Source organism: Kitasatospora sp. NBC_01266 (assembly GCF_036242395.1).
Lineage (GTDB): Bacteria > Actinomycetota > Actinomycetes > Streptomycetales > Streptomycetaceae > Kitasatospora.
The window spans coordinates 3,745,446-3,764,439 of record NZ_CP108458.1 but is presented as its reverse complement, the minus strand read 5'-3'; the positions used below and the strand labels follow the sequence as shown (position 1 = coordinate 3,764,439).

Genomic DNA, 18,994 nt, shown 5'->3' with positions numbered 1-18,994 from the left:
GCCACTCTGCCCAACCCACATGGGAAGTCGACCTCGTCGACTTCCCATGTGGCGTTGGTCGGCATGCCGACTTCCCCCTCTACGGGGTCACCCATCTCAATTGATTGACACAGTGCTTGACTGGTTGAAAGATGGCCAGTCGAATGAGAAACGCTGAGGAGACGGGTAGTCGCCCGTCAGGTCGACTGCGGCGGGGCTGCCGCTGAGCGTCATCTGGAGCGGGGGGTCGTGTCAGCTGCGTGAGTGCCGCGGGGACCATCTGGCGGCGGCCGCCCCGAGGGTGGCCCTATATCTTACTCAAGAGTTGACAATCAGTCAGCAATCCATTCATCCCCACGTCTCCCGGCCCGGCTGAAAGAAGTCCCGTCACCAACGCGTCACGACCATGCCTCAGTCAGCGAAGGAGGGCACCTTGAACACCGCACAGTTCAGCCCGCGAATACAGGACACCCACCTGGGCAGATGCCTGCCCGATCTGCTCAAGCAGCGGGCAGAGCTACAGCCCGAAGACATCGCGGTCAGCTTCGAGGACCAGGACCTCACCTACCGGGGGCTCGAGCAGGCCAGTAGCCGCCTCGCCTGCTACCTGCACCGGCAGGGCGTCGGGACCGACGACTGCGTCGGCCTCTACGTCGAACCGTCCCTGGACCTGATGATCGGCGCCTGGGGCATCATGCAGGCGGGCGCCGCCTACCTGCCGTTGTCCCCGGAGTACCCCGAGGACCGGCTGCGCTACATGCTGGAGGACAGCCGCACCCGGGTCGTGGTCACCCACGACCACCTGGTCTCCCGGCTCACCGAACTCGCCCCGCAGGGCACCCGCATCGTCACCCTGGCCAACTCGCACACCTGCGTCGAGGGCGGCTGCGACGAGGTGGAACCGCAGCCGGTCCGGCCGGACGCGCTGGCCTACGTCATCTACACCTCGGGCAGCACGGGCCGGCCGAAGGGTGTGATGATCGAGCACCGCAGCATCATGTCCCAGATGCGCTGGATGCAGGACTGCGGGCACCTCGGCGTCGGCACGACGGTGCTCCAGAAGACGCCGATGAGCTTCGACGCGGCGCAGTGGGAGATCCTCGCCCCGGCCCTGGGCGGCCGGGTCGTGATGGGCGCGCCCGGCATCTTCCGGGACCCGGAAGCCCTGATCCAGACGATCGTCAAGCACGAGGTCACCACGCTCCAGTGCGTTCCCACGCTGCTGCAGGCGATGCTGGACACCGAGGAGTTCCGCCGCTGCGACACGCTCACGCGCGTCTTCTCCGGCGGTGAGGCGCTCTCGCGGCAGCTCGCGCGGGCCCTGCTGGACGAGCTGCCGTGGGTGTCCCTGGTCAACCTCTACGGGCCGACCGAGTGCACCATCAACGCGACCGCGTACCTGGTCGACCCCGACGCGATCGAACAGGGCCCCGGCAGCATCCCGATCGGCGTTCCGGTCGACAACACCCAGTGCTACATCCTCGACGAGAACCGGGCGCCGGTGGGCATCGAGGAGACCGGCGAGCTGTACATCGGAGGTGTTCAGCTCGCCCGCGGCTACATGCACCGGGAGGACCAGACGCTCGAGCGGTTCGTCCCCTCGCCCTTCGTCCCGACCGAGCGGCTGTACCGGACCGGCGACCTCGCGCAGTGGAACCCGGACGGCTCGATCCAGTTCGCCGGCCGGGTGGACAACCAGATCAAGCTGCGCGGGTACCGGGTGGAGCTGGACGAGATCGCGCTGGCGATCGAGGAGCACCACTGGGCCAGGCGCGCGGCGGCGATCGTCGTGGACGACCCGCGGACCGGATTCCAGAACCTGGTGGCCTGCATCGAGCTGAACTCGAAGGAGGCGGCGCTGATGGATCAGGGGAACGCCGGCGGCCACCACCAGTCGAAGGCGAGCAAGCTCCAGGTGAAGGCACAGTTGTCCAACCCCGGCCTGCGTGAACCCGAGGAACTGGCCGGCCTGCCGGTGGTGGAGCTGGCGGGCAGGCAGGAGTCCGAGCGGCAGCGGCGCGAGACCTTCGCCCGCAAGACCTACCGCTACTACGACGGCGGCCAGGTCAGCCGGGCCGAGCTGCTGGAGCTGCTCGCCCCCCAGCCGACCGGCAGCCTCTCCCGCGGCCTGGACGAGCTGACCTCGGCCGAACTCGGTGAGCTGCTGCGCTGGTTCGGCCAGTTCCACAGCGACGAGCGGCTGCTGCCCAAGTACTCCTACGCCTCACCCGGCGCGCTGTACGCGACGCAGCTGTACCTGGAGACCGGCGGTATCGCCGGCCTGGAGGCGGGGGTGTACTACTACCACCCGCTGGACCACAGCCTGGTGCGGATCGGCCCGGCCACGGCCGGCGCCGGCCGGTATCTCGAGGTGCACTTCGCCGGCAAGAAGCGCGCGATCGAGCCGGTGTACAAGAACAACATCCAGGAAGTGCTGGAGTTCGAGACCGGCCACATGCTGGGTGTCTTCGAGGAGGTGCTGCCGGAGTACGGACTCAACATCCGTCCCTCGGCCTACCACCCGACCGTCAAGAGCAGCCTCGGCGTCGCCGACGAGGACTACTACCTGGGCACGTTCGAGATCTACACCAACGACGGCAGCCCCAGGCCGGACCCGACCGAGCTCTACCTGCAGGCCCACCCGGGCCGGGTGGAAGGCCTGTCCGCCGGTCTGTACCGCTACGCCGAAGGCGAGTTGGCGCCCATCGCGCCCGACCTGCTGCAGGCCAAGCACGTGATCGCGATCAACCAGCAGGTCTACGACCGGGCGAGTTTCGGGATCAGCGCGATCAGCCGGGCCGGCGAGGAGTGGCTCGAGTACATCTCGCTGGGCCGCAGGCTGCACCAACTGCAGCGCAACGGGCTCGGGTTCGGCTTCATGTCCTCGGGCTACAGCTCCAAGAGCGGCCACCCGCTGCCGGCCGCGCGGTGCATCGACGACATCCTGGCCTCCCGGGGGATCGCCACCGGTCCGTCGTACTTCTTCCTCGGCGGCAAGGTCAGCGAGGAGCAGATCCGCAGCGAGGGCATGTACGAGGACGCGGTCCACATGAAGGGCCCCGCCGAGATCGTCAGGGACGAACTGGCCCAGCTGCTGCCCGACTACATGATCCCCAACCGGGTGCTGGTCTTCGACTCGCTGCCGCTGACCGCCAACGGGAAGGTCGACACCAAGGCGCTGGCCGCCTCCGAGCAGGTCCGCTCGGCGAACACGGGCAGCACCTTCGTCGCCCCCAGCACGCCGACCGAGCGGTGGCTCGCCGAGGCGTGGGGCAAGGCGCTCAAGTACGAGGACGTGTCGGTGGAGGACGAGTTCTTCGCCTCCGGCGGCAACTCGCTGATCGCCGTCTCGCTGGTCAACCGGATCAACAAGGAGAAGGGCACCAAGCTGCCCCTCCAGGTACTCTTCGAGGCCCCCAAGCTGGTCGACCTGGCGGCCAGGATCGAGGGCGGCGGCGGTGGCGAGCCGGCCTCGCGGCTGGTCCTGCTGCACAACGGCGGCGCCGACCGGCCGGTGTTCACCTGGCCGGGCCTGGGCGGCTACCCGATGAACCTGCGGCTGCTCGGCAGCGAGGTGGGCCTGAACCGGCCCTTCTACGGAGTCCAGGCCTACGGCATCAACGCCGACGAGGTCCCCTACCCGACCATCCGGGAGATGGCCGCCGCGGACGTGGCGGAGATCCGGCGGGTGCAGCCCGACGGCCCGTACCTGCTGTGGGGCTACTCCTTCGGCGCCCGGGTCGCGTTCGAGGCGGCCTGGCAGCTGGAGCAGTTGGGCGAGCGGGTGGAGAACCTGCTGCTGATCTGCCCCGGCAACCCGAAGGTCCGCCAGGCCGACGGCGAGCAGTTCGGCCGCGAGTCCTCGTACCGCAACCCGGCCTACGTGACGATCCTCTTCTCGGTGTTCGCCGGCTCCATCAAGGGCCCCGAGCTGCAGCGCTGCCTCGAGGTGACGCGGGACGAGGACAGCTTCGTGGCCTTCGTGCACGGCCTGCTGCCCACCCTCGGCGAGCCGATGATCCGCCGGATCACCCGGATCGTGCAGGAGACCTACGAGTTCGAGTACAGCTTCCGCGAGTTGGCCGAGCGGCGGCTGACCGCACCGGTGACCATGTTCAAGGCCACCGGTGACGACTACTCGTTCATCGAGGGCAGCTCCGGCTACTCCGCCAACCCGCCGACCGTGGTGACGCTGGAGGGCGACCACTACAGCGTGCTAAAGGAGAGCGGCATCGCCGAACTGGTGACGGCGATCCGGGCCCGCCTGCTTCCGTAACGCTCCGCGCCATGGTTCTGGGGCAGCCCGCTGGGTCGGGTTGCCCCAGAACCATGGCCGTTGGCCTTCCCCCGCTCCCCCGCCACCACCGTCCTACCCCCTGAACGAAGGACTGCCACCATGCTCGAACTCCCCGGCCGCCCCGGCCCGGCCCCGGACGTCATCGGCCCCGCCCCGCACGGCCAGCGCTCCCAGACCTCCCCGGTGATGCTGCAGGAGGAACTCTGGGAGCGGATGCGCGCCCTGCCGTACGTCTACCTGGCGCCCACCCTGGTCTCCGTCCCGCACGCCCGCTCGCTCTTCATCCCCGAGGGCATCGGCGCCGGCCCGACGGCCGCCTTCCAGAAGGGCCGTGAGTGGGCCCACCTCCACCCCCACCACGACAGCAGCCTCCACCTGACCCTGCCCGAGCCCGCCAAGGACGACGTGGAGCAGGCCGGCTGGGGCGTCCGCCACCCCGAGCAGAACGCGATCCTGATCTACGGCCCGCGCAGCCGCGGCGAACTCGAGATCGTCTGGCAGCTGGTGCAGTTCTCCTTCGCCTACGCCATGGGCGACCTGCGCTGACCAGCCCTCAGGACCTCGCCGGCCGCCGGCTCACGGCCACACCAGGCAGTACAGCTGGTGCCCCGCGTCGTGCAGCCGGTTGGCGAAGTCCTGCCACTCGTGCAGCATCGTGTAGATCACGAACGCGTCCCGCGGCCCGCGCCGGTCCGGCACCGTGGACCAGATGAAGGCCGCCGCGCCCAGTTCGGTGTCGTCGGCCTTGCGCAGGGGTTCGACCACCGTGTGGGGGAGCTGGACGACCGCGTAGTCGGGGTGCAGGACCACCAGCTCCAGCGGGGGGACCTGGTGCAGGGGGACGCCCTCGATGCCGGTGAGGACCATGGCGCTCATGGTCTCGGGCTTGATCTTGGTGGAGAGGTGGCCGGTGGGGGAGCCGCTGGTCTCCATCAGGTCGCCGAGGCGGCCGAGCGAGCCGAGCTCCCCGGCGTCCAGGCCAAGACCGCCGGGACCGAGAGCGGTGGGGACTCTGGCGGCGGTCGCGCGGTCGGGTGCGCCGAAGTACTTGTACGTCACCCCCACGCGTCCTTCACCCCGCCTTCCCCTTCCCGCGCGGGCGGCCTTGCGGCCGGCCCCCGTGGCCTCCTCGAAGCCGTCCTGCTCCTCGGACACTCGGACCATCCTCACCGGAATTCGCCGGAATCGACAGACCCCCGGACATCCGGTGTCCCGCCGGATGTCCCTGTTCTCCCGTTTTGTCACCCGCTGTACGGTCGCAATCGGCCAGGCTCGACCGAATCACGTCAGCTTGAGCCCGGGTCCGCACCCGCACCGGGGCGCGAACCGCGCGCTCTCCAGTGTGCGGGATGAACAGACCCGTAACCGCACAAGGATCATCGTTCCAGATGATCGGGTCCGACATGCCTAGGTAAAGGACACGATTTGAGAGCGGAGCTGTTCGAGCCGTTTGAGAGGATGTGGTCTCGTGAGCTACCCCTATGAAGCACCCCAGTCCCAGTCGCTCTTCGAGCGCGCCTCGGTCGTCACCCCCGGCGGCGTGAACTCGCCGGTGCGCGCCTTCCGCGCGGTGGGCGGCACCCCGCGCTTCATGGTCTCGGGCACCGGCCCGTACCTGACCGACGCCGACGGCCGTGAGTACGTCGACCTGGTCTGCTCCTGGGGCCCGATGATCCTCGGCCACGCGTACCCGGCCGTCCTGGAGGCGGTCCGGGAGGCCGTCAGCCGCGGCACCTCGTTCGGCACCCCGGGGCAGGGCGAGGTGGAGCTGGCCGAGGAGATCGTCGCCCGGGTGGCTCCGGTCGAGCAGGTCCGGCTGGTCTCCTCCGGCACCGAGGCCACCATGTCCGCTATCCGACTGGCCCGCGGCTTCACCGGCCGGGCCAAGGTAGTCAAGTTCGCCGGCTGCTACCACGGCCACGTGGACGCGCTGCTGGCCGCCGCCGGGTCCGGCGTGGCCACCTTCGCGCTGCCGGACACCCCGGGGGTGACGGGGGCTCAGGCCGGCGACACCATCGTGCTGCCGTACAACGACCTGGCGGCGGTCGAGGAGGCCTTCAAGCTGCACAGCGGCGAGATCGCCTGCGTGATCACCGAGGCGGCGCCCGGCAACATGGGCGTGGTGCCGCCGGCGCCCGGCTTCAACGCGGGCCTGGCCAGGCTCTGCCGGGAGAACGGCGCGCTCTTCGTCTCCGACGAGGTGATGACCGGCTTCCGGGTCTCCAAGGCGGGCTGGTACGGCCTGGAGGCGGCGCACGAGGGCTGGGCCCCGGACCTGCTGACCTTCGGCAAGGTGATGGGCGGCGGCTTCCCGGCGGCGGCCTTCGGCGGGCGGGCCGACGTGATGGCCCACCTGGCGCCGGCCGGCCCGGTCTACCAGGCGGGCACCCTGTCCGGGAACCCGGTCGCCACCGCGGCGGGCCTGGCCCAGTTGCGCGCCTGCACCGACGAGGTGTACGCCACCCTCGGCCGGGTCGCCGAGACCGTCTCCGGCCTGGTGGGCGAGGCGCTGACCAAGGAGGGCGTGGCGCACCGGCTGCAGAAGGCGGGCACCATGTTCTCGGTCTTCTTCACCGACGAGCCGGTCACCGACTACGCCTCGGCGAAGCGCCAGGAGGCCTTCCGCTTCACCGACTTCTTCCACAGCCTGCTGGCCGACGGGGTCTACCTGCCGCCGTCCGCCTTCGAGTCCTGGTTCGTCTCGGCCGCGCACGACGAGCGCGCGCTCGAGAAGATCGCGGCGGCGCTGCCGGCCGCCGCCCGCGCCGCCGCGCTGGCCAAGCCCACGGAGGAGCTGCGATGAGCACGAACACCCCGGGGGCCACCCCCGAGATCACCGTCGTCCACCTGGTGCGGCACGGCGAGGTGCACAACCCGCAGGGCGTGCTCTACGGGCGGCTGCCCGACTTCCACCTCTCCGAGCTGGGCCGGCAGATGGCCGACCGGGTCGCCGAGCACCTGGCCGGCCGGGACATCACCTACGTGGTCGCCTCGCCGCTGGAGCGCGCCCAGGAGACCGCCGAGCCGACCGCCAAGACGCACGGGCTGACCGTCGCCGCGGACGACCGGCTGATCGAGGCGGACAACGTCTTCGAGGGCAAGACCTTCGGGGTCGGCGACGGCTCGCTGCGCAACCCGCGCTACTGGAAGCACCTGACCAACCCGTTCCGCCCCTCCTGGGGCGAGCCGTACGTCGAGATCGCGGTGCGGATGATGGGCGCGCTGGCCGCCGCCCGGGACGCGGCGCGCGGGCACGAGGCGGTGGCGGTCAGCCACCAGCTGCCGGTCTGGACGGCCCGCTCGTTCGCCGAGAAGCGCCGGCTCTGGCACGACCCGCGCAAGCGGCAGTGCTCGCTCGCCTCGGTGACCAGCTTCACCTACGAGGGCGACAAGCTGGTCTCGGTCGGCTACAGCGAGCCGGCCCGCGACCTGCTGCCGGCCCACCTGGTGGGTCAGGGCAAGAAGGGCGACAAGCCGGTCGGAAAGAGCTTCGGGGCCTAACTTTTCCGCTCTCATTCAGCGCTTAAAGGATCTTTACAAGGCCAGTTCAGCGGGGGGTCGACACGCAACTGCCGACCCCCCTCAAAGCCTCTGAACTGCCATGCGAAACTTTTCACATGTCTGGTACGCCCCGCTTCCGCATGGCCGCGCTCCTCACCGCTGCGGCAGCCGTCCTCGCCCTTGCCGGATGCAGCTCGACGGGGTCGGGCGGCAGCGGTGACGCGCAGGCCGGGTTCGTCTCCGGCAGCGGCGGGCTCGACACCGTGCCGGTGGCCGCCCGCAAGCCGGCTCCGGCGATCTCGGGGACCGACCTGGAGGGCAAGCAGCAGGCGCTCTCCGACTACGCGGGCAAGATCGTCGTGATCAACATCTGGGGCTCCTGGTGCTCACCGTGCCGGGAGGAGGCCAAGGGCCTGGAGCAGTCCTACGAGAAGTACAAGGACCAGGGCGTGCAGTTCCTCGGCATCAACACCCGGGACACCGACCCCACCAACGCCCGCCAGTTCGAGCTGAACCAGGGCATCAGCTACCCGAGCATCTACGACCCGGACGGCACCCAGATCCTCAAGTTCCCCAAGGGCGCCCTCAACCCGCAGTCCGTGCCGACCACGATGGTGGTCGACCGCCAGGGCCGGCTGGCCGCCCGCGCGATGAAGCCGCTGTCGACCTACGACCTGGACGCCATGCTCACGCCGCTGCTGGCGGAGCAGCACTCGTGACCAGCGCGCTGCTCGCTTTCGGGGAGAACAACCAGACGGTGCAGAGCGGCCCGCTGCTGCTCGCCGTCCCGGTGGCCGTCGCGGCCGGGCTGCTCTCCTTCTTCTCGCCGTGCGTGCTGCCGCTGGTGCCGGGCTACCTCTCGTACGTCACCGGCTTCTCCGCCGCCGACCTGGCGGACGCCCAGGGCCGGCGGCGCGGGCGGATCCTGGCCGGCTCGCTGCTCTTCATCCTCGGCTTCTCCGCCGTCTTCATCTCCGGCGGTGCGCTCTTCGGCTACTTCGGCAACACCCTGCAGGAGCACAGCCGCGGCATCAGCGAGGTGCTCGGCGCGCTGACCGTGCTGATGGGCCTGGCCTTCATGGGCCTGCTGCCGGGCTTCAGCACCCGGGAGATCCGCTCGCACCGCCGCCCGGTGGTCGGGCTGCTCGGCGCCCCGGCGCTGGGCGTGGTCTTCGGGGTCGGCTGGACGCCGTGCATCGGGCCGACCATGGGCTCGCTGCAGGCGCTCTCCTTCACCCAGGCGAGTGCCGGGCGCGGCGCGTTCCTGATGGCCGTGTACTGCTGCGGACTCGGCATACCGTTCGTGGTGGCGGCGCTGGCCTTCCGCCGGGCGCTGGGCGCCTTCGGCTTCATCAAGCGGCACTACCAGTGGGTGATGCGGATCGGTGGCGGCATGCTGGTCGCCGTCGGCGTGCTGCTGATCACCGGTGGCTGGACCTACCTGGTCAATCAGCTGCAGTACCTGACCGGCAACTTCTCGATCGGAATCTGACCGTGAGCGACACCGACCTCAAGGCCACACCCGGCAGCGAGCAGCTGCCGGCCGACGAGGCGTCAGCCGGGAGGCTCAGTACCGCTCCGGTCGAGTCCGACGCGCCGACCGGCATAGGGGTGTTCGGCTGGTTGCGCTGGACCTGGCGCCAGCTGACCTCGATGCGGGTCGCGCTGATCCTGCTCTTCCTGCTCTCGCTCGCCGCGATCCCGGGCTCGCTGATCCCGCAGACCAGCGAGAACGCGTTCCAGACGCAGACCTGGCAGGCCGCGCACAAGGACCTGACCCCGATCTACCAGAAGCTGCAGCTGTTCAACGTCTACAGCTCGGTCTGGTTCTCGGCGATCTACATCCTGCTCTTCATCTCGCTGGCCGGCTGCATCATCCCGCGCACCTGGCAGTTCGTCGGCGTGCTGCGGGCCAAGCCGCCGGCCGCGCCCGCCAACCTGACCCGGATGCCGGTCTACGCGGCCTGGCACACCGACGCCGACCCGCAGACCGCGGTGGCGGCGGCCCAGCGGCTGCTGCGCAGGCGCCGGTTCCGCTCGCACATCTCGGGCGGCGCGGTGGCGGGGGAGAAGGGCTACCTGCGCGAGGTCGGCAACCTGCTCTTCCACCTCTCGCTCTTCGCCCTGCTGGCCGGCTTCGCGTGGGCGAGCCTGGCCAGCGGCACCGGCGGCAAGCTGGTGGTCGAAGGCGACGGCTACACCAACACGCTGACCCAGATGGACGACTTCAGCGGGTCGGCCTTCTACGGGCCGAACGACCTGGACCCGTTCGGCTTCCACCTGGACGACTTCACCGCGACCTACCAGCTGACCGGTGACCAGATGGGCCAGCCGCGCACGTTCAACGCGAACGTCCACTACTGGACGGGCTCCGACCCGACCAAGACCAAGGCCGGCGTCATCTCGGTCAACCACCCGCTGGAGATCGGCGGCAGCAAGGTCTTCCTGATCGGCCACGGCTACGCGCCGGTGGTCACGGTCAGGAACGGCAGCGGCAAGGTGGTCTACCACGACGCGGTGCCGTTCCTGCCGCAGGACGCCAACCTGACCTCCACCGGTGTGGTCAAGGTCGGCGACTACGGACAGCTGAACGGCAAGAAGGTCCAGCTCGGCTTCTCCGGCTTCTTCCTGCCGACCGCCCCGGACAGCTTCTCCGCGAACATGGGGCCGCGCTCGCTCTTCCCCGGTGACGCCAACCCGGCGCTGGTGCTCACCTCGTACGAGGGCGACCTCGGCACCGACTCCGGCGTCCCGCAGAACGTCTACCAGCTCGACCTGAGCCACCTGACCCAGCTGCAGCAGGACGGGCAGCCGGCCAGGGTCAAGCTGACCCCGGGCCAGGGCTGGACGCTGCCGGACAACTACGGCTCGATCACCTTCGAGGGCTACAAGCAGTGGGCCAGCTTCAGCGTCTCGCACCGCCCCGGCAACTCGGTCGCGCTGACCGGCGCGGTGCTGGCGATCCTCGGCCTGATCGGCTCGCTGATGGTGCAGCGCCGCCGGATCTGGGTGCGCGCGGTCACCACGCCGGACGGCCGGACCCTGGTGGAGCTGGCGGGCCTGGCCCGCAGTGAGTCGGCGAAGATCGCCGAGGAGCTGGCCGAACTCGCGGTCGACCTGCAGGACGACGCGCCGGCCCTCGACGACCCGGACGACCCGGACGACCCGGACGACCCCGAGGACCCCGAGGACCCCGAGAGCCTGAGCGACCCCGACGACCCCGACGACCTGAGCGACCCCGACGACCCGTCAGCGTCCATCGCGCCTGACGCCCCAGCAGACGCCACCCCATCCGCCCCGGAAACCAAGGAGTAGACGGTGAATCTCGCCATCGGGGTCAATACCCAGCTGTCGGGCCTGTCCGACAAGTTGATCTACTCGGCCATGTTCGTCTACGCACTGGCCATGTTCGCGCACATGTTTGAGTGGACCTTCGGCAGCAAGGGCGGGGTCGCCCGCCGCTCCGCCGAGCAGGCCTCGCTGGCCGCCGCGGCGGCGGCCTCCGACGTCGCCGGGCAGATGCGGGCGGCCAAGGAGGCGAAGGCGGCCAAGAAGGTGACCGTCACGGTCGCCTCGGCCAACGGCGGCACCACCACGCTGACCCGTACCGCGCTGGCCGGTGAGGGCGCCATCGTGGTGACCAGCGGCCGCGGCGACGAGCAGGCCATCGACGGCGTGGGCGCGGCCGGCACCAGCGAGAAGGGCGACCTGGCCGGCCGGATCGCCATCTCGCTCACCGTGCTCGGCTTCGTCTGCAACGCGGCGGGGGTGCTCTTCCGCGGCCTGTCGGTGATGCGGTTCCCGTGGGGGAACATGTACGAGTTCTCCTGCGCCTTCGGCGTCACCATGATCGGCACCTACCTGCTGCTGCTCGTGCTCGGCAAGCCGGTGCGCTGGATGGGCCTGCCGGCGGTGGTCGCCGCCACCCTGACCCTGGGCCTGGCCACCACGGTGCTCTACACCGCTGACGAGCAGTTGGTCCCGGCGCTGCACTCGTACTGGCTGGGGATCCACGTCACCACCGCGATCATCTGCGGCGGCGCCTTCTACGCGGCCTTCGCCTCCACCGCGCTGTACCTGGGCCGCGAGGCCTACGACAAGCGGGTGGCGGCCGGCCTGCCGGGCGGTCCGTTCAAGACCGCGGCCTCGGTCTGGGAGCGGCTGCCCGCCACCGCCACCCTGGACAAGCTCTCCTACCGGATCAACGCCCTGGTCTTCCCGCTCTGGACCTTCACCATCATCGCGGGCGCGATCTGGGCCGAGTCGGCCTGGGGCAAGTACTGGGAGTGGGACCCGAAGGAGACCTGGTCCTTCATCACCTGGGTGGTCTACGCCTGCTACCTGCACGCCCGGGCCACCGCCGGCTGGCGCGGCCGCAAGGCGGGGTACCTGGCGCTGCTGGCGTTCGCCTGCTTCCTCTTCAACTACTACGGCGTCAACATCTTCATCACCGGCAAGCACTCGTACGCCGGCGTGGGATAGCCCGCCCGGTCGGGCCGCCGCCGGGTGCCACCGGCGGCGGCCCGACCTGCGAAGCAGTGAAATCCGACCTGACGTCGTCTCGGTCAGGTGCCTGGCGAGGTGTCATGGCCCGCGCAGTGGGCAGATGTCAGAGCGGATGAGTGGCTGTGACAAAGTAGGACGTACCGGGACCAAAGCCGGTATGCCGGAGGCGAGGAGGCCGCGATATGGACAGCGATGAGCTCATGCTGACGGTCCGCATCACGGTCGCCGAGCGCGCCCTGCTGAGGCGCCTCGCCCAGGGGCACCGCAGTGACCTCTCCGAGGTGGTCGCCGACGGGCTGCTCGACATCCTGCCGACCCTGCACGGCGCCGCGCGCGCCTACCGGCTGCTGGCCGCACTGGCCGAGCCGGCCCCCTGCGCGCTGACCGTGTGGCTGCCGGCGCCGCTGGCCGACCTGCTGGTGCCCGCCGCCGAGCAGGTGGCGCGGGTGACCGGGGTGCGGCTCGGCTCGGGCTGCGCGATGCTCGGGGCCGCGCTGCGGCTCTGGCTGGCCCAGGACCCGCAGCTGCTGGCCGCCCACCTGGACCTGATGCACGCGGGCCGCTCCACGGCCCTGGTGGCCGCGTAAAACCGGGTGCCCGCCGCGGCGGGCCGGGCCATCATGGCCGGATGACCGCCTGGACCTTCGAGCACACCCCGACCGACCACCCGGACGCCGTCGCCCTGCTCCGGGCGTACCGGGCCGAGCTGATCAGCCGCTACTACCGGCGCCCGGCCACCGAGGCGGAGGTCGACCAGCTCGATGCGGAGGAACCCGACACCTGCCTCGCCGCCTTCCTGGTCGCCCGCCGGGACGGTGCGCCGGTGGGCTGCGTGGGGCTGCGCCGACTGGACGCCGGGCTGGGCGAGCTGACCAAGGTCTATCTGGACCCGCGGGCCCGCGGCCAGGGCGGCGGCGCCAGGTTGATCACCGCGATCGAGGCGGCGGCCGCCGAGCTGGGGCTGGCCACGCTGCGCCTGGACACCCGCGCCGACCTGGTGGAGGCGCGGGTGCTGTACGCCCGGCAGGGCTACCGCGAGATCCCCCGCTACAACGACAGCGAGTACGCGTCCCACTGGTTCGAGAAGAGCCTGCCGGCGGCCGTGCGGAGCCTGTCGCCGACTACGCCGCCCACTGCCAGCTGACCGGCGAGTAGTAGACCGGGCGGCGCTCCAGGCGCTGCCAGCGGGCGAGCGGCTCGACGGCCGGCAGCGCCGCGGTGGCCTGCTGGGCGGCGGCCCGGGCCAGCAGGACGGCGGTGAGCGCGGCCAGTTCCTCGTCGGACAGGGAGCCGCGGGTGACGCGGACGAGCGGTTCGGTGGACACGGTCATGATCGGGTTCTCTCCCCGGAAGCTGCGGATGACGAGTGGTCAGGTGACTGCCGACTGCGCGCAGCCGCTACATCGGCGGGTTGCCGTGCTTGCGGGAGGGCAGGTCGGCGTGCTTCGTGCGGAGCATGGCGAGCGCGTGGGCGAGCACGGAGCGGGTCTCGGCGGGGTCGATGACGTCGTCCACCAGGCCGCGCTCGGCCGCGTAGTACGGGTGCATCAGCTCGCTCTTGTACTCCTTGATCTTCTGCGCGCGCATCGCCTCCGGGTCCTCGGCCCCGTTGATGTCGCGGCGGAAGATCACGTTGGCCGCACCCTCGGCGCCCATCACGGCGATCTCGTTGGTGGGCCAGGCGTAGGAGAGGTCGGCGCCGATCGAGCGGGAGTCCATCACGATGTAGGCGCCGCCGTAGGCCTTGCGCAGGATCAGCTGGATCCGCGGGACGGTGGCGTTGCAGTAGGCGTACAGCAGCTTGGCGCCGTGCCGGATGATGCCGTCGTGCTCCTGGTCGACGCCGGGCAGGAAGCCGGGCACGTCCAGCATGGTGACCAGCGGGATGTTGAAGGCGTCGCACATCTGCACGAAGCGGGCGGCCTTCTCGGAGGCGTTGATGTCGAGGACGCCGGCCAGCGACTGCGGCTGGTTGGCGATCAGGCCCACCACGTGTCCGTCGATCCGGGCCAGCGCCACGATCACGTTGGTCGCCCAGCGCTCGTGGATCTCCAGGTACTCGCCGTGGTCGACGATCTCCTCGATCACCTTGCGCATGTCGTACGGGCGGTTGCCGTCGGCGGGCACCAGGTCGAGCAGCGACTCGTTGCGGCGCTCCACCGGGTCGTCGCTCGGCGTGGCCGGCGGCATCTCGCGGTTGTTCTGCGGCAGCAGCGAGAGCAGGAAGCGGACCTCCTCGATGCAGGACTGCTCGTCGTCGTAGGCGAAGTGGGAGACGCCGGAGACGGCGGAGTGGACGTCGGCGCCGCCCAGGCCGTTCTGGCTGATCTTCTCGCCGGTGACGGCCTGCACCACGTCGGGGCCGGTGATGAACATCTGCGAGGTCTCGCGGACCATGAAGACGAAGTCGGTCAGCGCGGGGGAGTACGCGGCGCCGCCGGCGCAGGGGCCGAGCATCACGGAGATCTGCGGGATGACGCCGGAGGCGCGGGTGTTGCGCTGGAAGATGCCGCCGTAGCCGGCCAGCGCGGTGACGCCCTCCTGGATCCGGGCGCCGGCGCCGTCGTTGAGCGAGACCAGCGGGGCACCGGCCGCGATGGCCATGTCCATGATCTTGTGGATCTTCTGCGCGTGGGCCTCGCCGAGCGCGCCACCGAAGATCCGGAAGTCGTGCGCGTAGGTGAAGACGGTCCGCCCGTGCACGGTGCCCCAGCCGACGATCACACCGTCGGTGTGCGGCTTCTTGGCCTCCAGGCCGAAGCCCTGCGCGCGGTGCCGGCGCAGCGGCTCCACCTCGTGGAAGGAGCCCGCGTCCAGCAGTAGCTCGATCCGCTCACGCGCCGTCAGCTTGCCCTTGGCGTGCTGGGCCTCGGTCGCCTTGTCGCTCGGACCGCGCAGCACCTGCTCGCGCAGCTCGTGCAGCTCGGCCACCCGGCCGCGCGCGTCGGCGGGTTCCCCCGCGGCGGCCTGCTGCAACACCGTCATCTCGAACTCCCAGATATATGAGCGACCGAGCAGTCGGTGTCGGCTGTGGGCTCCGGCTGCGATTTCCTGCTCCCCCTACGACACTACGAGGCCGGACCGCTCCGTTTCGGCGTTGGTTCCGTACAAGGTCCTAGGGCTTTACCTGTCGAGGCTGGACAGAAAATCAGCTCAGAGGCCGGTTCGGGCCGCAGCTCGGACGCCTCCGGCAGGCGCTCTTGCCCAGTGCACGCCAAGATCGGCGGCCGACTGTTCGATGGGACGACTTCCCAGCTCAGAGCGGTTCTATCGGGGTGCGGGCAGGGGGTGGAAAGCGGGGTTCCAGGGGGTCTTCGCAGGTGGGCGAGGGGTACCGACCACGTACCGTCAGTCGTAGGGATGCACCAAAACGGCAGGTGGTGGCGCGGAGCTCGGGCCGATCCCGGATCCCGGTCAGGCGGATCCGTCCTCCGGCTCCTCGCGCCGGCGCCGCTCCATCTCCCGGCCGAGCGCGGCCAGGAACTCGGGGTCGTCGTCCGGTGCCACCTGCCGATGCCGGGTCCCGGGCTCGGCGGCGGCCCGCGCGGCGCCGAGCGCCAGCACGCTGCGGCGCCGTCCGACCAGCAGCCAGGCCAGCGGTCCGAGCAGCACTTCGCCGAAGAGCAGGATGAGCACGATCCAGACCAGCTTCGGCAGGTGGCGGACCTCGTGGTCCGGCGTGGTCAGACAGTCGATGAACGCCCAGATCCAGAGCACCAGGACGAGAAGAACGGGCACGATATCCAGCACGGTGGCGATCTCCCCCAAGGCCGGGCGGCGGCCGGGCCGGCGCCGAGCGGGCTGCGGCGGGCCCTGTTGACCGAGCCAGGCTATCGGGTAGCCGATACTGACAGGCATGGCATACGACGATCTCCGCTCGTTTCTGCGGGCCCTCGAACGAGAAGGCGACCTCAAGCGCATCAAGGTCGAGGTCGACCCCCATCTGGAGATCGGCGAGATCGTCGACCGGGTGCAGAAGGCCAAGGGCCCGGCCCTGCTCTTCGAGAACGTCAAGGGCTCCGCGATGCCGCTGGCGATGAACGTCTTCGGCACCGAGCGCCGACTGGCCAAGTCGCTGGGCCTCAAGTCGCCCGAGGACATCGCCGAGAAGATCTCCGGCCTGCTCAAGCCGGAGCTGCCGCACGGCTTCACCGGCGTCCGGGACGCCTTCGGCAAGCTCGCCTCGATGGCCCACGTGCCGCCGCGCAAGGTCAAGCCGACCGAGGCTCCGGTGCAGGAGGTGGTGCTCACCGGTGACGAGGTCGACCTGGAGAAGCTCCCCGCGCTCTTCACCTGGCCCAAGGACGGCGGCTCCTTCTTCAACCTGGGCCTGACCCACACCAAGGACCCCGACTCCGGGGTGCGCAACCTGGGCCTGTACCGCCTGCAGCGGCACGACAAGCGGACCATCGGCATGCACTGGCAGATCCACAAGGACAGCCGCAACCACGCCGCGGTGGCCGCCCGGCGCGGCGAGCGGCTGCCGGTGGCGATCGCCTTCGGCTGCCCCCCGGTGGTCACCTACGCCGCCACCGCCCCGCTGCCCGGGGACATCGACGAGTACCTGTTCGCGGGCTTCGTGGCCGGGGAGCGGGTCAGGATGGTCGACTGCAAGACCGTCCCGCTGCAGGTCCCGGCCGACGCCGAGGTGGTGCTGGAGGGCTGGCTGGAGCCCGACCAGCTGCTCCCGGAGGGCCCGTTCGGCGACCACACCGGCTTCTACACCCCGCAGGAGCTCTTCCCGGCGCTCACCATCGACTGCCTGACGATGCGTCGGCGCCCGCTGCTCCAGTCCATCGTGGTCGGCCGCCCGCCGACCGAGGACGGCCCGCTGGGCAAGTTCACCGAGCGCTTCTTCCTGCCGCTGCTCAAGGTGATCGTGCCGGACATCGTCGACTACGACCTGCCCGAGGCCGGCGGCTTCCACAACTGCGTGATCGTCTCGATCGACAAGAAGTACCCCAAGCACGCCCAGAAGGTGATGCACGCCATCTGGGGCGCCCACATGATGTCGCTGACCAAGCTGATCATCGTGGTGGACGCCGACTGCGACGTGCACGACTACCAGGAGGTCGCCTGGCGGGCCCTGGGCAACACCGACTACAGCCGCGACCTGAGCGTGGTCGAGGGCCCGGTGGACCACCTCGACCACGCCTCCTACCAGAAGTTCTGGGGCGGCAAGGCGGGCATCGACGCGACCCGTAAGCTCCCGGAGGAGGGCTACACCCGGGACGGCGGGTGGCCCGAGATGATCACCTCGGACCCGGCCACCGCCGAACAGGTGACGCGTCGCTGGAAGGAATACGGGCTGTGACGACCGCTGCCGACCTGTTCGAGGCGCCGCCCCCGAACAGGATCAAGGCCTTCCTGCGCCTGGTCATGATCGAGCACTCGGTCTTCGCCCTCCCCTTCGCCTACATCGCCAGCCTCACCGCGATGTTCCTGGCCGACAAGCGGGTGCACTGGGGCCAGCTGCTGGTCGTCACCATCGCCATGGTGGGCCTGCGCACCTTCGCGATGGCGGCGAACCGGATCATCGACCGCGAACTGGACGCCCGCAACCCGCGCACGGCGGGCCGCGAGCTGGTCACCGGCGCGGTCTCGCTGCGCACCGCGTACATCGGCTCGGCGATCGCGCTGCTGGTCTTCCTCGGCGCCGCGGCCTCGCTGAACACGCTCTGCCTGGTGCTCGCCCCCATCGCCGTGGTGCCGATGGTGGTCTATCCGTACGGCAAGAGGTTCACCGACTTCCCGCACGCGATCCTCGGGCTGGCCCAGGCGATGGGGCCGATCGGCGCCTGGCTGGCGGTCACCGGCAGCTGGTCCTGGGACGCCGTGGTGCTGGGCCTGGCGGTCGGCATCTGGATCGGCGGCTTCGACCTGATCTTCGGCTGCCAGGACGTGGCCGCCGACCGCGCCGAGGGGGTGCGCTCGGTGCCGGCCCGGTTCGGCATCGCCCGCGCGCTCTACGGCGCCCGGGTCTGCCACCTGATCACCACCGGCCTGCTGGCCTGGTACGGCGTCCTCACCCACGCCGGTCCGGCCTTCTACGTCGGCCTGGTGCTGGTGATCGCCGCCTTCGGCTACGAGCACAGCATCGTCAAGCCGCGCGACCTCTCCCGCCTCAACCGGGCCTTCTTCACCACCAACGGCTTCGTCGGCGTCTCGCTCTTCGGGTTCGCGCTGCTCGACCTGATCCTGCGCGGCCTGCACTTCAGCTGAGCCGCACCGGCTGAGCCGTGCCGCCGCGCGCCACACCGGGCGCGGCGCGCGGCCGGTGCGGGATGATCGGAGGACCGGAGACGGCCCGAAGGAGGCGGCGATGCTCGGCACCCTGCAGTGCGTGGTCCTGGACTGCCACTACCCGGCCGCGCTGGCCCGCTTCTACGCGGTGCTGCTCGGCGGCGAGGTGGACCGCCCCGACCCGCGCTGGTCGCTGGACGAGGAGTGGTCCACCCTGCACACGCCGGGCGGCTTGGTGCTGGCCTTCCAGCGGGTCGAGGACTTCCACCCGCCGCAGTGGCCCGACCCGCTGCATCCGCAGCAGGTCCACCTGGACGTCGAGGTGGCGGAGCTGGCCGCCGCCGAGCGCGAGGTGACGGCGCACGGCGCGGCGCTGCTGCGCCACCAGGGCAGCTGGGCGATCTACGCGGACCCGGCGGGGCACCCGTTCTGCCTGGTCACCGGCTGACATCCGGTCACCGGCCGACG

Annotated in this window: 17 protein-coding genes; 13 read left to right on the top strand and 4 right to left on the bottom strand. The window is 70.4% G+C overall.

Going from position 1 to position 18,994, the window contains the following annotated elements; translation table 11 throughout:
- Positions 1 to 412 precede the first annotated feature (412 nt).
- Positions 413 to 4,255: an amino acid adenylation domain-containing protein gene (locus tag OG403_RS16245; RefSeq protein WP_329564961.1), complete on the top strand. Its 3,843-nt coding sequence runs from the start codon at positions 413 to 415 to the stop codon at positions 4,253 to 4,255.
- 120 nt (positions 4,256 to 4,375) lie between these two features.
- A complete protein-coding gene (locus tag OG403_RS16240) occupies positions 4,376 to 4,822 on the top strand; it encodes a luciferase domain-containing protein (protein WP_329564959.1) in 447 nt (148 codons plus the stop codon).
- Positions 4,823 to 4,852: 30 nt separating this feature from the next.
- Here the strand turns inward: OG403_RS16240 and OG403_RS16235 are convergent, their stop codons facing one another.
- Positions 4,853 to 5,440 (bottom strand): hypothetical protein, encoded by a 588-nt coding sequence (locus OG403_RS16235; protein WP_442910921.1) that lies wholly within the window; start codon positions 5,438 to 5,440, stop codon positions 4,853 to 4,855.
- Between the two features lie 304 nt (positions 5,441 to 5,744).
- Here OG403_RS16235 and hemL point away from each other — a divergent pair, with 304 nt between their 5' ends.
- From hemL to OG403_RS16195, 8 genes are all read left to right on the top strand, one after another.
- Positions 5,745 to 7,079, top strand: coding sequence for a glutamate-1-semialdehyde 2,1-aminomutase (gene hemL / locus OG403_RS16230; protein ID WP_329564955.1), 1,335 nt, complete (start codon positions 5,745 to 5,747; stop codon positions 7,077 to 7,079).
- Positions 7,076 to 7,777 (top strand): histidine phosphatase family protein, encoded by a 702-nt coding sequence (locus OG403_RS16225; protein ID WP_329564953.1) that lies wholly within the window; start codon positions 7,076 to 7,078, stop codon positions 7,775 to 7,777. Before hemL ends, OG403_RS16225 begins: the two co-directional genes overlap by 4 nt.
- A gap of 116 nt (positions 7,778 to 7,893) precedes the next feature.
- On the top strand, positions 7,894 to 8,496 hold the full coding sequence (locus OG403_RS16220) for a TlpA family protein disulfide reductase (protein WP_329564951.1): 603 nt from the start codon (positions 7,894 to 7,896) through the stop codon (positions 8,494 to 8,496).
- On the top strand, positions 8,493 to 9,269 hold the full coding sequence (locus OG403_RS16215) for a cytochrome c biogenesis CcdA family protein (RefSeq protein ID WP_329564950.1): 777 nt from the start codon (positions 8,493 to 8,495) through the stop codon (positions 9,267 to 9,269). The genes OG403_RS16220 and OG403_RS16215 overlap by 4 nt, the downstream gene beginning before the upstream one ends.
- Before the next feature lie 2 nt (positions 9,270 to 9,271).
- On the top strand, positions 9,272 to 11,092 hold the full coding sequence (gene resB, locus OG403_RS16210) for a cytochrome c biogenesis protein ResB (RefSeq protein ID WP_329564949.1): 1,821 nt from the start codon (positions 9,272 to 9,274) through the stop codon (positions 11,090 to 11,092).
- A gap of 3 nt (positions 11,093 to 11,095) precedes the next feature.
- Positions 11,096 to 12,259 carry a c-type cytochrome biogenesis protein CcsB gene (gene ccsB / locus OG403_RS16205; protein ID WP_329564948.1) on the top strand — a complete coding sequence of 388 codons (1,164 nt, stop codon included), beginning with the start codon at positions 11,096 to 11,098 and terminating at the stop codon, positions 12,257 to 12,259.
- 206 nt (positions 12,260 to 12,465) lie between these two features.
- Positions 12,466 to 12,870, top strand: coding sequence for a hypothetical protein (locus OG403_RS16200; protein ID WP_329564947.1), 405 nt, complete (start codon positions 12,466 to 12,468; stop codon positions 12,868 to 12,870).
- 41 nt (positions 12,871 to 12,911) lie between these two features.
- A complete protein-coding gene (locus OG403_RS16195) occupies positions 12,912 to 13,427 on the top strand; it encodes a GNAT family N-acetyltransferase (RefSeq protein WP_329564946.1) in 516 nt (171 codons plus the stop codon).
- Here OG403_RS16195 and OG403_RS16190 read toward each other — a convergent pair.
- The 3 genes from OG403_RS16190 to OG403_RS16180 form a co-directional block, all read right to left on the bottom strand.
- Complete coding sequence (locus OG403_RS16190) at positions 13,405 to 13,614, bottom strand: acyl-CoA carboxylase epsilon subunit (RefSeq protein ID WP_329564945.1); 210 nt, start codon at positions 13,612 to 13,614, stop codon at positions 13,405 to 13,407. The genes OG403_RS16195 and OG403_RS16190 overlap by 23 nt on opposite strands.
- A 67-nt stretch (positions 13,615 to 13,681) precedes the next feature.
- A complete protein-coding gene (locus tag OG403_RS16185; RefSeq protein ID WP_329564944.1) occupies positions 13,682 to 15,268 on the bottom strand; it encodes an acyl-CoA carboxylase subunit beta in 1,587 nt (528 codons plus the stop codon).
- Positions 15,269 to 15,697: 429 nt separating this feature from the next.
- Positions 15,698 to 16,141 carry a PLD nuclease N-terminal domain-containing protein gene (locus OG403_RS16180; protein ID WP_329564943.1) on the bottom strand — a complete coding sequence of 148 codons (444 nt, stop codon included), beginning with the start codon at positions 16,139 to 16,141 and terminating at the stop codon, positions 15,698 to 15,700.
- Between OG403_RS16180 and OG403_RS16175 the strand changes: the two genes are divergently transcribed.
- The 3 genes from OG403_RS16175 to OG403_RS16165 all read left to right on the top strand — a co-directional run bounded on the left by OG403_RS16175 (position 16,140) and on the right by OG403_RS16165 (position 18,974).
- Positions 16,140 to 17,597, top strand: coding sequence for a menaquinone biosynthesis decarboxylase (locus tag OG403_RS16175; protein WP_329564942.1), 1,458 nt, complete (start codon positions 16,140 to 16,142; stop codon positions 17,595 to 17,597). The two genes, OG403_RS16180 and OG403_RS16175, sit on opposite strands and share 2 nt — an antisense overlap.
- Positions 17,594 to 18,505, top strand: coding sequence for a menaquinone biosynthesis prenyltransferase MqnP (gene mqnP / locus OG403_RS16170; protein WP_329564941.1), 912 nt, complete (start codon positions 17,594 to 17,596; stop codon positions 18,503 to 18,505). Before OG403_RS16175 ends, mqnP begins: the two co-directional genes overlap by 4 nt.
- A 100-nt stretch (positions 18,506 to 18,605) precedes the next feature.
- Complete coding sequence (locus OG403_RS16165) at positions 18,606 to 18,974, top strand: VOC family protein (RefSeq protein ID WP_329564940.1); 369 nt, start codon at positions 18,606 to 18,608, stop codon at positions 18,972 to 18,974.
- Positions 18,975 to 18,994: the final 20 nt, after the last annotated feature.

Excerpts from the sequence above, each read along its gene's own strand:
- OG403_RS16235 (WP_442910921.1), bottom strand. The coding sequence starts at position 5,440 with ATGGTCCGAGTGTCCGAGGAGCAGGACGGCTTCGAGGAGGCCACGGGG.
- OG403_RS16195 (WP_329564946.1), top strand. The coding sequence starts at position 12,912 with ATGACCGCCTGGACCTTCGAGCACACCCCGACCGACCACCCGGACGCC.
- OG403_RS16175 (WP_329564942.1), top strand. The coding sequence starts at position 16,140 with ATGGCATACGACGATCTCCGCTCGTTTCTGCGGGCCCTCGAACGAGAA.
- OG403_RS16185 (WP_329564944.1), bottom strand. The coding sequence starts at position 15,268 with ATGACGGTGTTGCAGCAGGCCGCCGCGGGGGAACCCGCCGACGCGCGC.
- OG403_RS16225 (WP_329564953.1), top strand. The coding sequence starts at position 7,076 with ATGAGCACGAACACCCCGGGGGCCACCCCCGAGATCACCGTCGTCCAC.
- OG403_RS16240 (WP_329564959.1), top strand. The coding sequence starts at position 4,376 with ATGCTCGAACTCCCCGGCCGCCCCGGCCCGGCCCCGGACGTCATCGGC.
- OG403_RS16220 (WP_329564951.1), top strand. The coding sequence starts at position 7,894 with ATGTCTGGTACGCCCCGCTTCCGCATGGCCGCGCTCCTCACCGCTGCG.
- OG403_RS16165 (WP_329564940.1), top strand. The coding sequence starts at position 18,606 with ATGCTCGGCACCCTGCAGTGCGTGGTCCTGGACTGCCACTACCCGGCC.
- OG403_RS16200 (WP_329564947.1), top strand. The coding sequence starts at position 12,466 with ATGGACAGCGATGAGCTCATGCTGACGGTCCGCATCACGGTCGCCGAG.
- OG403_RS16190 (WP_329564945.1), bottom strand. The coding sequence starts at position 13,614 with ATGACCGTGTCCACCGAACCGCTCGTCCGCGTCACCCGCGGCTCCCTG.
- OG403_RS16180 (WP_329564943.1), bottom strand. The coding sequence starts at position 16,141 with ATGCCTGTCAGTATCGGCTACCCGATAGCCTGGCTCGGTCAACAGGGC.